13 protein-coding genes and 1 pseudogene are annotated in these 13,421 nt (G+C 69.8%); 7 read left to right on the forward strand and 7 right to left on the reverse strand.

Going from position 1 to position 13,421, the window contains the following annotated elements; translation table 11 throughout:
• From A9X00_RS14845 to A9X00_RS14855, 3 genes and pseudogenes are all read left to right on the forward strand, one after another.
• A pseudogene (locus A9X00_RS14845) lies at positions 1–559 on the forward strand (ATP-dependent helicase); the annotation flags it as partial.
• A 3-nt stretch (positions 560–562) separates the two neighbouring features.
• The gene (gene nei2 / locus A9X00_RS14850; RefSeq protein WP_067154535.1) at positions 563–1,327 is read left to right on the forward strand and encodes an endonuclease VIII Nei2; all 765 of its coding nucleotides are present in this window, start codon (positions 563–565) and stop codon (positions 1,325–1,327) included.
• A 56-nt stretch (positions 1,328–1,383) separates the two neighbouring features.
• Entirely contained in the window at positions 1,384–1,698 is a 315-nt protein-coding gene (locus tag A9X00_RS14855; RefSeq protein WP_067154538.1) for a DUF732 domain-containing protein, read from the forward strand.
• An 18-nt stretch (positions 1,699–1,716) separates the two neighbouring features.
• On the opposite strand, the gene pstS is transcribed toward A9X00_RS14855, so the two are convergent.
• The gene (pstS, locus tag A9X00_RS14860; protein ID WP_067154541.1) at positions 1,717–2,826 is read right to left on the reverse strand and encodes a phosphate ABC transporter substrate-binding protein PstS; all 1,110 of its coding nucleotides are present in this window, start codon (positions 2,824–2,826) and stop codon (positions 1,717–1,719) included.
• 44 nt (positions 2,827–2,870) lie between these two features.
• Positions 2,871–3,749, reverse strand: coding sequence for a PHB depolymerase family esterase (locus A9X00_RS14865; protein WP_232006820.1), 879 nt, complete (start codon positions 3,747–3,749; stop codon positions 2,871–2,873).
• A gap of 182 nt (positions 3,750–3,931) precedes the next feature.
• Between A9X00_RS14865 and A9X00_RS14870 the strand changes: the two genes are divergently transcribed.
• From A9X00_RS14870 to A9X00_RS31920, 3 genes are all read left to right on the forward strand, one after another.
• Positions 3,932–4,285 (forward strand): DUF732 domain-containing protein, encoded by a 354-nt coding sequence (locus tag A9X00_RS14870; RefSeq protein ID WP_067154544.1) that lies wholly within the window; start codon positions 3,932–3,934, stop codon positions 4,283–4,285.
• Between the two features lie 154 nt (positions 4,286–4,439).
• On the forward strand, positions 4,440–4,739 hold the full coding sequence (locus A9X00_RS14875; RefSeq protein ID WP_067154567.1) for a DUF732 domain-containing protein: 300 nt from the start codon (positions 4,440–4,442) through the stop codon (positions 4,737–4,739).
• A gap of 156 nt (positions 4,740–4,895) precedes the next feature.
• Complete coding sequence (locus A9X00_RS31920; protein ID WP_232006822.1) at positions 4,896–5,066, forward strand: hypothetical protein; 171 nt, start codon at positions 4,896–4,898, stop codon at positions 5,064–5,066.
• Between the two features lie 6 nt (positions 5,067–5,072).
• Here the strand turns inward: A9X00_RS31920 and A9X00_RS14885 are convergent, their stop codons facing one another.
• Positions 5,073–7,976, reverse strand: coding sequence for an arylsulfatase (locus A9X00_RS14885; RefSeq protein ID WP_067154549.1), 2,904 nt, complete (start codon positions 7,974–7,976; stop codon positions 5,073–5,075).
• Positions 7,973–10,591: a magnesium-translocating P-type ATPase gene (gene mgtA / locus A9X00_RS14890; protein ID WP_067154552.1), complete on the reverse strand. Its 2,619-nt coding sequence runs from the start codon at positions 10,589–10,591 to the stop codon at positions 7,973–7,975. The genes A9X00_RS14885 and mgtA overlap by 4 nt, the downstream gene beginning before the upstream one ends.
• A 184-nt stretch (positions 10,592–10,775) precedes the next feature.
• Between mgtA and A9X00_RS14895 the strand changes: the two genes are divergently transcribed.
• Positions 10,776–11,375 (forward strand): DUF5994 family protein, encoded by a 600-nt coding sequence (locus tag A9X00_RS14895; protein ID WP_067154555.1) that lies wholly within the window; start codon positions 10,776–10,778, stop codon positions 11,373–11,375.
• On the opposite strand, the gene A9X00_RS14900 is transcribed toward A9X00_RS14895, so the two are convergent.
• The 3 genes from A9X00_RS14900 to A9X00_RS31345 all read right to left on the reverse strand — a co-directional run.
• Positions 11,372–11,767, reverse strand: coding sequence for a CBS domain-containing protein (locus A9X00_RS14900; protein ID WP_067154557.1), 396 nt, complete (start codon positions 11,765–11,767; stop codon positions 11,372–11,374). The genes A9X00_RS14895 and A9X00_RS14900 overlap by 4 nt on opposite strands.
• A gap of 210 nt (positions 11,768–11,977) precedes the next feature.
• A complete protein-coding gene (locus A9X00_RS31340; protein ID WP_067154560.1) occupies positions 11,978–13,201 on the reverse strand; it encodes a hypothetical protein in 1,224 nt (407 codons plus the stop codon).
• Positions 13,188–13,421, reverse strand: a 234-nt coding sequence (locus A9X00_RS31345; protein WP_197515177.1) for a hypothetical protein, incomplete at its 5' end; no start/stop codon positions are given. The genes A9X00_RS31345 and A9X00_RS31340, both read right to left, overlap by 14 nt.

Below are 13,421 nucleotides of genomic sequence, written 5' to 3' on the forward strand. Positions count from 1 at the left end.
CGAGGGCGTGCCGGGCGGGTTCGCGACCCTCTACAAGGTGCTCAGCACGTTCGAGGAGGCCGGCCGGTGCCAGCGCGGCTACTTCGTCGAGTCGCTGGGCGGCGCCCAGTTCGCCGTCGCGTCCACCGTCGACCGGCTGCGCAGCTACACCGACGACGTCGACCAGGAACGCCCGGAGTACCGGGCGGTCGCGCTGGCCGCCGGCGATCCCGCCAACCCCTACGGCGCCGCCCTCCCCTGGCCCGCCTCGGGCGCCGAAGGCGCGCGCCCCGGCCGCAAGGCCGGCGCCCTCGTGGTGCTGGTGGACGGCCAGCTGGCCTGGTTCCTGGAGCGCGGCGGGCGGTCGCTGTTGACGTTCACCGACGACCCCGCGGCCGACCATGCGGCGGCCGCGGCGCTGGCCGACCTGGTGGCCGCCCGGCGCGTCGCGTCGATCCTGGTGGAACGCATCGACGGCACGCCGGCGCTGCAACCCCGCGCCGGGGGACCGAACCCGGCCGTCGAGGCGCTGGCCGACGCCGGGTTCGCCCGCACCCCACGCGGAATGCGGTTGCGATAACCCATGCCCGAGGGCGACACCGTCTGGCACACCGCGGCCGTGCTGCGCGAGCACCTGGCCGGGCGCACGCTGACGCGCTGCGACGTCCGGGTGCCGCGGTTTGCCACCGTCGACCTGACCGGACAGGCGGTCGACGAGGTGCTCAGCCGCGGCAAGCACCTGTTCATCCGGGTCGGGCGGGCCAGCATCCACTCGCACCTGAAGATGGACGGCAGCTGGCGGGTCGGCAGCCGCCCGGTGCGGGTGGATCACCGGGCCCGGATCATCTTGGAGGCCAACGGCGTTCGGGCGGTCGGCGTCGACCTGGGTGTGCTGGAGATCCTGGAGCGCGACGCCGACCAGGACGCGGTCGCGCACCTGGGACCCGATCTGCTGGGCCCGGACTGGGACGCCGACCGGGCCGCCGCCAACCTGGCGGCCGACCCCGACCGGCCCCTCGGCGAGGCGCTGCTGGACCAGCGGGTGCTGGCCGGCATCGGCAATGTCTATTGCAACGAGCTGTGTTTCGTCAGCGGCCAGGCGCCCACCGCGCCCGTCGCGGCGCTCGCCGACCCGCGCCGGCTGGTGTCCCGCGCCCGAGACATGCTGTGGGCCAACCGCTTCCGCTGGAACCGCTGCACCACCGGCGACACCCGGCCGGGCCGGCAGCTGTGGGTCTACGGGCGCGCCGGGCAACCCTGCCGTCGCTGCGGCACCCGCATCCGCTACGACGACGGCGGCGATCGGGTCAGGTATTGGTGCCCCTCCTGTCAGGTCGGCATGCAATGATCTCAGTGCACAGCGGCCCGACGGGCCCCATCACTACCGGGCGGGAGGTCCCAGCGATGACCACCACCCGAACACGCCTATCCGCCGGCCTCGCCCTGGCGCTGCTGAGCCTCGCCGTGGTGGTCTGCGCGCCCGCGCGCGCCGACGCCGTCGACAACCTGTTCGTCACGGCGGTGAAGAACAAGGGCATCGAATTCGCCTCCCCGCAGGCCGCGATCGTCGCCGGTCATGAGGTCTGCGACGAGCTGGACATCGGCAAGCAGAAGTCCGACATCGCCTCCGAGGTGATGACGAACAGCAACCTGGACGGCTATCGCGCCGGCTTCTTCATCGGCGCGAGCATCGCCGCGTACTGCCCGCGCTATCGCTGACGAGCCTCATGAGATGGCTCATGAGATGGCGTCGACCGCGGTCGACAGCCGCGACTTGAACTCCTGCGGGATCGGGACGTACCCGTTGTCGGCGAGCCCGTCCTGGCCGGCGCCGATGGTGCTGCGCAGGAACGCCTTAACCGCCGCGCCGACCTGCGGATCGGGGTATTTCGAGCACACGATCTCGTAGGTCGCCAGCACGATCGGGTACGCGTCGGGCTGGTTGGGCCGATAGAACGAGATGGTGTCGAGGGCGAGGTCGTTGCCCTTGGCGATGAAAAAGGCCGACGAGATGGTCTTTCCCACCGATTCCGGGCTGATCGTCACCGGGTCCGGGCCGGCCGACGTGAGGATCTTCGCCGTGTTCAGGTGTTGCGCCTGGGCGAACGACCATTCGACGTAGGTGATCGCCCCTTCGATGGTCCTGACGGCGGCGGCGGCGCCGTCGTTGCCCTTGGCGCCCTCGCCGACGCCGCCGTTGAACGTCTTGCCGGCCCCCTTGCCCCACGTGCCGTTGGAGGCGCTGTCGAGATATCGCTGGAAGTTGTCGGTGGTGCCGGACTCGTCGTTGCGGAACACGACGCGAATCGGCTCGGCCGGCAACGTGACGCCGGGGTTGAGCGCCGCGATCGCCGGGTCGTTCCAGGCGGTGAGGCCGCCGTTGAAGATCCGGGCCGCGGTCGCGCCGTCGAGGTTCAGGGCGCCCACGCCGTTGACGTTGTAGCCGATCACGATCGGGCCGAACACCACCGGCAGATTCCACGCGGGCGAGCCGCAGCGCTGCTGCGCGCGGGCGTACTCGTCCTTGCTCAGCGGCGAGTCCGAGCCGGCGAAATCGGTTTGATTGCCCACGAATTCGCCGATCCCGGCGCCGGAGCCGTTGGCCGTGTAGTTGAGGGACTGCCCGGCGCAGGCCTGCTCGAAGGCCTTGACGAAACGGGTCATCGCGTTGGCCTGGGCGGTGGAACCGCTGGCCCGCAGGGTCGGCTTGCCGCCGCACGGCACCTTCGCCGGCGAGCCCGTCGTGCCGCTTGGACCGGCGGCGTGGTTGTCGCTGCCGCACGCCGACACGATCGCCACACCGGCGGCCAGAACGGCCAGGGTCGCACCAAATCGATTGAGTTTCAAAGGGATGCCCTTGTCACGGCCATGAGGCATAGTAACCGCTTCCGCTAGTTCCGGACGTGCGCCAGGAAGAACTGGGCAATGACCTCCGAGGCGTCCAGGGCGCGCGAGGTGCGCCCGATGATCGCCTGGGGCAGATACTGCTTGCCGCCCGGCCAGGTGTGCCCGCCGTTGTCGATCCGGTAGAAGATCACCTCGGTGGACCCCGCGCAGGCCGCGGAGTCGAAGCGGTGCACGACGGTGCCGTCGCCCACGCCGGGCAGCGCCTGCGTCGACGGATCGCCCTGGCACCCGTCGGCCGAACGCCAGGTGTCGACCATGCTGGGCGCCGAGACGGAGTGGCTGAGCCCGCCCCGACCGCGCACGTCCCCGCCGTTGAACGGCACCAGCGGGTCCGCGGTTCCGTGCGCCGCCAGCACGGACACTGGACGCGACGGGTGGCAGGCCACGCCCGCGCCCAGCGTGCCGGCCACCGGCGCGATCGCGGCGAAGACGTCGGCGCGGTCGCAGCCGAGCCGGTTGGACATGAAGCCCCCGTTGGACATGCCGGTCGCGAAGACGTGCCCGGGCGCGATGTTGTAGTCGCTCTGCAGCTTTCCCGCCAGCGCGACCAGGAAGCCGACGTCGTCGACGTGGCGGCGGTCCGCCGGGGACGCCCCCCGCCCGTCGGCCCAGCTCTTGTCGTAGCCGTCGGGATAGGCCACCAGCAGGCGGTTGGCGTCGGCGACGGCGTCGAAGTCGGTCAGGCCCTGCTGGCCGGTCCCGGTTCCGCCCCCGCCGTGCAGGCTGAGCACCAAGGCGACCGGGTCGCCGGGCGGCACGTGCAACGTGTACGTGCGGTCCATGCCGCCGGAATGCAAGGTGCCGGCCAGATCCCGGGCGCTGGCCGCCGACACGTGGCGCACGTCACAGCCCGCGACGCTCACCGCGCAGGCCGCCAGGACGACGAGCGAGAACCAGCGCGGGTACGGCCGGCGGGAACCATTGTTGCGTTGTTCGCAATATCCGCGATGATTAGATGATGGCGAGCTGTAACCTGCTTGCAACGTTGGCGGCCGAACCTTCAGTCGTCAAACAACGGAACTTCAGAACCTTGGGGGTATTAGAAATGACGAGCACCGGTACCCGCAAGCCTCGCCTGCGGCTCGGGTTGTTGGCCGCCGGCTTCATCCCGGCGGTCGCGCTGCTCGGTCCGGTGACGGCGGCCCCGCCGGCTTACGCCGACGGCACCGACGACGCGTTCATCACGGCGCTGCACAACCACGGCATCGAGCACGAGTCGCCCAAATCCGCGATCGCGGCGGGCCATTTGGTGTGTCACCAGCTCGATATGGGCAAGACGCAGGAACAGATCGCGACCGACGTGATGAACAGCAGCGGCATCGACGGCGACAACGCCGGCTACTTCGTGGCCCTGGCCGAACGCGCGTACTGCCCGCAATACGCGGACGTGCCGTCGTAACGGCATAACGCCGGTTTTAAATCGCGGAATCCGGCGGCCCGAACGCCATTCGTGTCGCCCTGATTTGAATTAATTGATCGCCGCATCGGGTAAAGCTGTAGTGTGCGGAAATTCCGCCGGCAATGTCGCTGACGAGGGAGGGGGCGAAGTGACGATGACCCGCCTCGCCCTGCTGGTCGTGTTGGCCGCATTCGCTCCCCTGGCGGCCACCACCGCGCGCGCCGACACCAGCGACGACGCGTTCCTGGCGGCGCTGACGGCGAAGGGCATCCACTTCGGTTCGCCCGACAAGGCCCTGATCGCGGGCCACGAGGTCTGCGACGAGCTGGACACCGGCCGGACGGTGAACCAGGTCGCGTCCACCGTCATGAGCAACAGCAGCCTGGACGGCTACCACGCCGGGTACTTCGTCGGCGCCAGCATTCGGGCGTACTGCCCCAAGTACGCGTCCTGACCTCACAGCGAGCGTGCTTTTTTCTTAACCTGACGGCAACGCGCACGGTCGCTCTCGCAATATCTGCCGGTCCTACACTCCCGCTATCACCTACCAGCTCGGAGAACTGACTACGTGGTATCGAGAATTTTAACCGGCGCCGCTGTCGCCGTCGGGATGGCGATTTCGATCGCGGCACCGGCCGGCGCTGACCCCAGCGTGTTCAACGATCTGTCCTGCAGCTGCCCGCAAACGGTCTCGAACGGCGGCTCCTCCGTCGCCGACCAGATCAACCGGGGCATCCAGTCCGGCCTCGGCGGCGGGAGCGGCGCCCGCGCCCAGCAGTAGCGCCCTTCAGCCCGCGGCCCCGCGCCCGACGGCCTGCATCGCCGCGTGCTCGTGCAGCGCCTGTTCGGCTTCGGGGTGGACGGGTTTGAGGTCGAACACGACCTCCTTGACGGTGCCGGTGAACGCGTACGGCGCCCGGTCCTCGTAGTCGCGGTCCACCACCAGGCCGTTGTCGCGCCCGATGTCCATCCCCGCGTAGGACGTGAACGCCAGCGGCACCGTGTTGGCCATCGAGCCCTCACCGATCTGCCGGTCGTCGGCCCACAGCGTCACCCGCCCACCCGAGCCCGGGACCGGCTGGTCGGATTCGAACAGCATGCGCACCGTCACGTCCCCGGTGGGAATCGGCTCGGTGGACACCTGCTTGTAGGTGTCCACGCCGAGGAACGAGTAGGTGTGGCGCAGCCGCCGCTCCTCGTCCACCCACAGCGCGAACCCGCCGATGAAGTCGGCGTCGGCGACGATCACGCCCTGCGCGCCGCCGTCCGGGACGACCAGCCGCGCCTCGATGGCGTACGAGCGGCCGAAGATCCGGGGCACCATGCCGCGCTGGATGTTCTGCACGCCGCCCTTGAAGGTGAACCGGGTGGTGGTCGGCAGCGGCGGTAGGCTGCCGAACATCACCGCGAGCCCGCCCAGCAGCGGCAGCACCCGGTTTCGTTCGGCCTCCTGCCACCACAGCCGGGTGAGCTCGGCGACCTTGTCGGGATGCTCGGCGGCGAGGTCGCGCGCCTGGGAGAAGTCGTCGGGCAGGTAGTAGAGCTCCCAAACGTCGCTGTCCGGGTCGTACGTTCCGGGCGCGAATCGGGCCAGCGTCTCCGGGGAGAGGTCCCACGGCGCCTTGTCCAGCCGGGTGCACGCCCACCAGCCGTCCTTGTATATGGCGCGGCTGCCGAACATTTCGAAGTACTGTACGCTGTGGCGCTCGTCGGCCGCGGGGTCGTCGAAGGTGTGGACGAAACTGGTCCCGTCCATGGCTTCCTGCTCGAAGCCGTCGACGCTGACCGGCTGCGGTAAACCGATGGCCTCCAACACCGTTGGCGCGATGTCGATGCAGTGGGTGAACTGGCCGCGGATCGCGGCGTCGGGCCGGATCCGGCTCGGCCAGGCCACCACCATCGGGTCGCGCGTGCCGCCCAGGTGGCTGGCCATCTGCTTGCCCCACTGGAACGGGGTGTTGTTGGCGTGCGCCCATGCGCTCGCGAAATGCGGTGCGGTGAACTCGTTTCCGAGCGCCTCGATGCCGCCGTACTGCTCGATGAGCTCCAGCTGACGGTCGGCGTCGAGCAGCACCCCGTTCAGGAACGTCATCTCGTTGAACGAACCGGTAACGGTGCCCTCCATGCTGGCGCCGTTGTCGCCCCAAATGTAGAAGACCAGCGTGTTGTCGGATTCGCCGAGATCCTCGATCGCGTCGAGCAGCCGGCCGACGTTCCAGTCGGCGTTCTCGGAGAACCCCGCGAACACCTCCATCTGGCGGGCGAAGAGCTTCTTCTGGTTGTCCGACAGGCCGTCCCATGCCGGGAACAGGTCGGGCCGCTCGGTGAGCTCGGCGTCGGGCGGAATGACGCCGAGCTGCTTCTGGCGTTCGAATGTCTTGCGCCGGTACACATCCCAACCCTCGTCGAACTCGCCGCGGTACTTGTCGGCCCATTCGGCGAACACGTGGTGCGGCGCGTGGGTGGCGCCGGTCGAGTAGTACATCAGCCACGGCTTCTCGGCGTCCTGCGCCCGCACGGCGTGCAGCCATTCGACCGCCTTGTCGGTGAGGTCGTCGGGGAAGTAGTAGGGCCGGCCGTCCTTGCCCTCGGGCACGCCGACGACCGAGTTGTCCTGGGTGATGATCGGGTCGTACTGGCCGGCGGCGCCGGACAGGAAGCCCCAGAAGTGGTCGAAGCCCCAGCCCACCGGCCAGTTGTCGAACGGGCCCGCCGCGCCCTGGACGTTGTCCGGGGTCAGGTGCCACTTGCCGAAACCGCCCGTCACGTAACCGTTGTCGCGCAGGATGCGGGGCAGCGCGGCGCAACTGCGCGGCCGGACCGAGGAATAGCCCGGGAAGGGACCGGGGAACTCGGTCACCGACCCGAAGCCCACCCGGTGGTGGTTGCGCCCCGTCAGCAGCGCGGCGCGGGTCGGCGAGCAGACCGCGGTGACGTGAAAGCGGTTGTAGGTCAACCCGTTTTGCGCCACCCGGGTCAGCGTCGGGGTCCGGATGGCGCCCCCGAAGGTGTCCGGGCCGCCGAACCCGGCGTCGTCGATGAGCACGATCAGCACGTTCGGTGCGCCGTCGGGCGCCTTGGCGCCGGGGACGATCGTCCAATCGCCGACCGAGTCCGCCATGGTGCGCCCGATGGTGCCGCCGAAGGCGCGCTGCGGCAACGGCAGCCGGGTGCGGTCGGGGTTGAACTTGCCCATCGCCTCTTCCAGCGCCGCGCCCAGGCTGCGCAGCGTCGAACGGCTCAGCTCCGCAACGGATTTCATCGGCGAGCCGGCGCACGCCTGCTCGACGCCCAGGCGGCCCTCCGCCGGCGTCACGGCGATGATCAGGCCGCTGCCCGCGGCCAGCGCCTGCCCGATCTTGTCGGCCAGTCCGCTCTTGATCCGGTGGTCGGCGAACGTGCCCGCCAGCGCGCCGGCGGCGGCACCGACCGCCGCCGTGGCGAGCAGCGCCGGCGAGAACAGGCCGACCGCCAGGCCGGCGCCCGCCCCCCACGCCGCACCCCGGCGGCCCAGCCGGTTGCCCGTGTCGAGCAGCACGGCATTGCCGTCGGCGTCCTTGCCGACCAGCACCGCGCCCCGCAGCGCGACGTCCTTGGCTTTGGTTCGCTCGGCCAGCGTTTCGAAGTCCCGGCGAGCCGCTTCGAGGTCCTGGTAACCGGCGACGATGACCAGCGCTTGATCTTCGCTCATGAGCTCGGAGCGTAGTGGAAGCGCGCGGCGCGGCGGCGGATTCGGTGCGCGTCCCCGCGGGTGCGGTGCGGCTGCCCGGTGTGGTTCATCGGCTCGGCGTAGAACATCAGCTTGGCGAGCTCCACCAGGACCAGGTAGACGCCGACGAAGCCGCCCAGCACGGCGAAGAACTGCCAGGGCAACGGCGTGAACCCCAGCGTGTGGGCCAGCGGCGAGATGGTCAGCGCGACGCCGACGGCGACCACCGTGAGGCTGGTGACGGTCAGCGGGACGCTGGCTCGGCTGCGGAAGAACGGCACCTTGCGGGTGCGGATCGCGAAGATGATCAGCGTCTGCGTCGCAAGCGATTCCACGAACCAGCCGGTGCGGAACTCCACGGCGCCGGCGTGCAGCACGCCCAGCATCAACCCGAACGTCAGGAAGTCGAACAGGGAGCTGATCGGCCCGAAGATCAGCATGAACCGGCGGATGAAGGCGACGTTCCAGTGCGACGGCGCGTGCAGCTGTTCCTCGTCGACCCGGTCGGTCGGGATCGCGAGCTGCGAGCTGTCGTAGAGCAGGTTGTTGAGCAGGATCTGGCTGGGCAGCATCGGCAGGAACGGCAGCAGCGCCGACGCGGCGGCCGCGCTGAACATGTTGCCGAAGTTGCTCGAGGTGCCCATCAGCACGTACTTGATGGTGTTGGCGAATATCCGCCGCCCTTCGGCGACTCCGGTGGCCAGCACCCCGAGGTCCTTTTCCAGCAGCACCACGTCGGCCGCGTCCTTGGCGACGTCGGTGGCGCTGTCGACGGAGATCCCGACGTCGGCGGCGTGCAGGGCCAGCGCGTCGTTGACGCCGTCGCCGAGGAAGCCGACGGATCGCCCGTGGCGGCGCAGCGAGACGATCAGCCGCGCCTTCTGCTCGGGCGAGATGCGGGCGAAGATCGTGTTGTTCCGGGCGGCCTCGACGAAGGCGTCGTCGTCGAGGGGCTCGAGCTCCGCGCCGGTGACCGTGCCCTTGGACGCCAAATCGAGTTCGGCGCAGACCTTTTCGGCGACCCGCGGATTGTCGCCGGTGGCGATCTTGAGCTCGATGCCCAGCGCGGCGAGCTGCGAGAGGGATTGTCGCGCAGCGGGTTTGGGTTCGTCGGCGAAGACCAGGAAGCCGGCCAGCGCGAGGTCGCGTTCGTCGTCGGCGGTGACGGCACTCAGCTCGCCCGCCGGCCGCAGCGCCACGGCCACCACCCGCCGCCCGGCGGCGAACAGGGCCGCGAGCGTCTCCGCCGCCGCCGGCGACGCCGCCCGGCACCGCGCCAGCACCTGCTCGGGCGCGCCCTTGACCACGAGGACGCGTTGCCCGTCGTCGACCAGGACCGACGTCGCGCGGCGCTCATGGTCGAACGGCAGGATCGCGACCCGGCGCACCCCGTCGCCCACCAATTCCCGCGCGCCATCCGACTCCCACAGCGCAGCGTCGAGCGGGTTGGCGCTGACGCCACCGGATTCCGGGTCGACGTCGGTGGCCAGCAGCCCGAGCCGGCGGACCGGGTCGGCGTGCGCGCCGGCCGGGTCGATCGCGTCGACCAGGCGGAGCTGGCCCTCCGTCAGGGTGCCGGTCTTGTCGGTGATCAGGATGTCGATGTCGCCCAGGTCCTCGATGCACACCAGCCGTTTGACGAGCACCTTGGCCTTGGCCAGTTGCCGCGACCCCGTCGCGAGGCTGGTGCTGACCACCGCGGGCAGCAGCTGGGGCGTGATGCCCACGGCGATGGCCAGCGAGAACAGCACCGAGTCGATGATCGGCTTGGCCAGCAGCAGGTTGCTGGCCAGGATGATCACCATCAGCGCGATCGCGACCCGCAACAGCAGGTAGGAGAACTTGCGCAGCCCCACCTGAAAGTCGGTTTCGGGCTGGCGCTGATCCAAACCCGCTGCGATGCGCCCGAATTCGGCGTTGCGGCCGGTGGCGTACACCACGCCGACGCCCTCCCCGGAGCTGACGATGGTGCCCATGAAGGCCAGGTCGCACGATTCGGCCAGCGTGGCGCCGGGGGGCGCCGGCCGGGGCGACTTTTCCGATCCGGTCGACTCCCCGGTCAGGATGCTTTCGTTGCATTCCAGGCCGGTGACCTCGATCAGCCGGACGTCGGCGGGCACGGCCTCACCCAGTGACAGCCGGATCACGTCGCCGGGCACCAGCTCGGTGACGGCGACCGTGACGAACTTGGAGTCGCGGCGCGCCAGGGCGTTGTGGTGCACCCGTCCGTGCAGGTCGGCGGCGGCGCGCTCGGCGCGGTACTCGTTGACGAAGCCCAAGCCGATGCTGGCCGCCAGGATGATGCCGATGATGACCGCCTGCATGCTGTCGCCCAGGAAGTACGACACGATCGCGGTGCCGGCCAACAGGATCAGCACCGCGCTGCGCAGCTGGCGACCCAGCACGGCGAGCGCGTTGACGTGATGGGTCCGCACGGCGTTGGGGCCGTGCCGCGCCAGGCGGGCGGACGCCTCGGCGCTGGACAGCCCGGCGGCCGAGCTGTCCAGCCAGTCCAGGACCCGATCGACCGAGGCTTCGGCGACCTGTTTGGCGGTCAGCGGCGCCGCGTCCGGTTCGGTGGCAACAGCGGTGGGCATCCGGTAATCATCGCCATGACGGCCTCGGCGCGACAGGGGCTTTAGTCGTCTTTGGAGTCGTCTCTTGGCAAACCCGTGGATGCCCAAACCGGTTGGCGCCACCCGCCGTTCACGTCCGATACACACCGCGGTCACCTGCGCCGCTCGAGTCGCGCGCGGGTCACATCGGTCGTACCGTGGTCGCGTGGAGCACGAGAATCGGTTGCAGCTCAAGCCCTATCGATCCGCGCTGGAGCATCTCGACGGGGCCTGGTGGCCGCGGTCCACGCGATTGGCCGACGAGCTGCCGGACCTGGTGGCGTCGCTGTCCGACCGTCTCGGGCGCGTGGTGATGGTGGGCTACCGTCGCAACGGCTGGCACGAGACGCCCGCGCTCGTCGAGATCGCCGGCCAGACGGTCGAATTGCTGGGCTTCGCCAGCGACGAGCCGGCCAGTGTGATCCTGTTCGGCGAGGACGGCCAGCACGTCACGCTGCACGTCATCCGGCCGGACTCCGCCGAGGACGCCGCCCGCCAAGCGCTACAACGGGCCGGGGTGGCCGACCCCGACGCCGCGCCGGCCGGCGCGTCCGCCGTCGCCCGGTCCGTGGCCGAGGTCGCCGACAAGCTGGCGCGTCACGAGGGGCTCGGCGACGAGCGGCGCACCGCGCAGATCAAGGACTGGTGTGAGCAGGCCGCCCAGCAATTCGTCGACGCCCCCGTGCAGGCCTTCGTTCCGGTCCTCGTCGAGCACATCGTGCGCAACCGCATGATGGAGTCCCGGGCGGCGGCGGCGACCGGCTAGGCGCCGTAGACGCCCAGCAGGTCGCGCGCGGAGACGATCCCGGCCAGCGCGCCGTCGCGCTCCACCAGGATGTGGCGGATGTAGTGATCCATCATCCGGGCCGCCACGTCGTCGACCGTCGCGTCGGCGTCGCACCACACCAGCTTGGTGCTGGCCACAGCGGCGGCCGGGACCCGGGCCGGATCCTTGCCGGCCGCCACCACGCGGACGACGTCGCGCTCGCTCACCATCGCCGCGGGCCGCTCGTCGTCGCCCACCACGACGGCGCCGACGTCGCAGTCCGCGATGGCCATGGCCGCGTCGGCGACCGTGGCGTCGGCGGCGACGCGCGCCACCGGGTCGCCGGTGATGGTGGAGATCGGGAGCGAGCCCCGCGCAGAAAAGCCAGTCACGCCAGCAATGTTCACCGGAACGTGCCCACCCTCTCTAGTGACCTGAGTCCCTAGTTCAGGGACACCCGGCCCTATTTAACGAGGCGACGCCGCTTCAGGCTGGCGACAGACCCGTCTCCCGAATGGAATTGTGTGGGGCGGTACGCGCTGCTCCTCCTGCACTTCGTGCAGGAGGAAGAGAACTACTTCACCCTCGCCGACGCTGACGACTCAGCCCGCTGAGGGCGGGCGGGTCATGAAGGTCCCCTTGATCTCCAGCCCGATTTCGAGATCGTCGTAGTCGCGGCCCCCGCGCTTGCTCTTGTCGCGGGGTGCGACCGGCGGCATCATCGGCGGCGGCATGAACGGCAACCCGGATTCGTCGGCGGCCAGGGGCGAGACGGACGCCGCCAGCTGCACCGCCTGTTTCGAGGCCGACAACATCCCCACCGTGGCGGGCGGCATCGTCAGTTTGCCGACCGAAACCCCGACACCCATGGCCGCGGTCGGCGCCGATCCGGCCACCCGGACCGCGTCGGCGAGGCCGGCCTCGACCCCACCCAGCGCGGCCTCGCCCTCGGCCAGGCCCTGGCCCACGTCGCTGCCGACGCTCTGCAGCGATTGGGCCGCGTTCAGCTGCGCCAGGTAGCTGAGCAGGTTGATCGGGATCCCGCCCGCGATGAACTGGTCGGCATACGTGTTGAGCAGGCCGAACCAGCCCGACTGGGGGTTGAAGCCCAAGGGGGTGCTGAGGATGTTCGTCAGGAAATCCCCCAGCGGGGTGGACGCCGCGGGGGTGGCGGCGGCGGCGGACGTGGCAGTGGCCTGCGCGGCAAAGTTGGCAGCCGCAGCGGCGCGGTATTCGCCCACGCCCAGCGCAATCTCGGCGGTACGTGCCTGCCATTGCGTGGCGCGCGCCACGTCCTGTTTAGCCAGACGTTGATAGAACTGGATGGCAATCGCGCCCTGATCCAAACCACGCGACTTGGCGCCGAGCATCTCCAGCTCAGCCGCAGTCCAGCGATAGTCCAGCGCCTGCTTGAGCAGACCACGCAGGTCAACCAGCATGGCGGCGCGCTGCGGATCGTTCGGCTGCAGCGCGTAGGCGCGTTGCTCCCGGATGGCGATATCAAGCAGCAGCGCTTCACGGTCGAGCGTCTTGTCGTGCAGCGCACGCATGCGAGCGACCATGGCTTCGGCTTCTGCCAGCCGGCCCGTGCGCACATACTGGGCACCCAGCACGCTCAAGAACTCGCCATCGTTCGGGCGCACGCGCAACCAGGCTTCCAGATAGGCCACCGACAGCGCATCGACCTTGCCGCCCTCCAGCAGGCGAGCCTCCAGACGTTCGCGGGGGAACATCAAGGCGAGCGCCAGCCCGATCAGCGCACCCAGGGTACCGATCAGCCAGGCCGGCAGCAGCCGTTCACGCGGAGTCAGGTCAGCAGACCACATCGATATGTTGGTAGGTCACGGTTTGCGCGGCGGCTCCTGTCAGATCAACGCGCACGGTGTTGTCTTGTGCGCGGGCGGTGCGCGCCGGGTTGCCATTGACCTTCACGCGGCAGGCTCCTGCGTTGGCCAGACGAACAAACGGCTTGTAGTAGCCACCCGCCTCGAAACTCAACGCATTGCCGTTTCGTGCGAAGTTGCGCACGAAGGCTGCGGCTTCTGC

It is taken from the genome of Mycobacterium sp. 1245805.9 (assembly GCF_001672915.1).
GTDB lineage: Bacteria > Actinomycetota > Actinomycetes > Mycobacteriales > Mycobacteriaceae > Mycobacterium.

Bases quoted from the DNA above. Each gene is read 5' to 3' on its own strand.
- A9X00_RS14870 (WP_067154544.1), top strand. From the start codon at position 3,932: ATGACGAGCACCGGTACCCGCAAGCCTCGCCTGCGGCTCGGGTTGTTG.
- A9X00_RS14875 (WP_067154567.1), top strand. From the start codon at position 4,440: ATGACCCGCCTCGCCCTGCTGGTCGTGTTGGCCGCATTCGCTCCCCTG.
- A9X00_RS31340 (WP_067154560.1), bottom strand. From the start codon at position 13,201: ATGTGGTCTGCTGACCTGACTCCGCGTGAACGGCTGCTGCCGGCCTGG.
- A9X00_RS31920 (WP_232006822.1), top strand. From the start codon at position 4,896: ATGGCGATTTCGATCGCGGCACCGGCCGGCGCTGACCCCAGCGTGTTC.
- mgtA (WP_067154552.1), bottom strand. From the start codon at position 10,591: ATGCCCACCGCTGTTGCCACCGAACCGGACGCGGCGCCGCTGACCGCC.
- A9X00_RS14855 (WP_067154538.1), top strand. From the start codon at position 1,384: ATGACCACCACCCGAACACGCCTATCCGCCGGCCTCGCCCTGGCGCTG.
- nei2 (WP_067154535.1), top strand. From the start codon at position 563: ATGCCCGAGGGCGACACCGTCTGGCACACCGCGGCCGTGCTGCGCGAG.
- A9X00_RS14885 (WP_067154549.1), bottom strand. From the start codon at position 7,976: ATGAGCGAAGATCAAGCGCTGGTCATCGTCGCCGGTTACCAGGACCTC.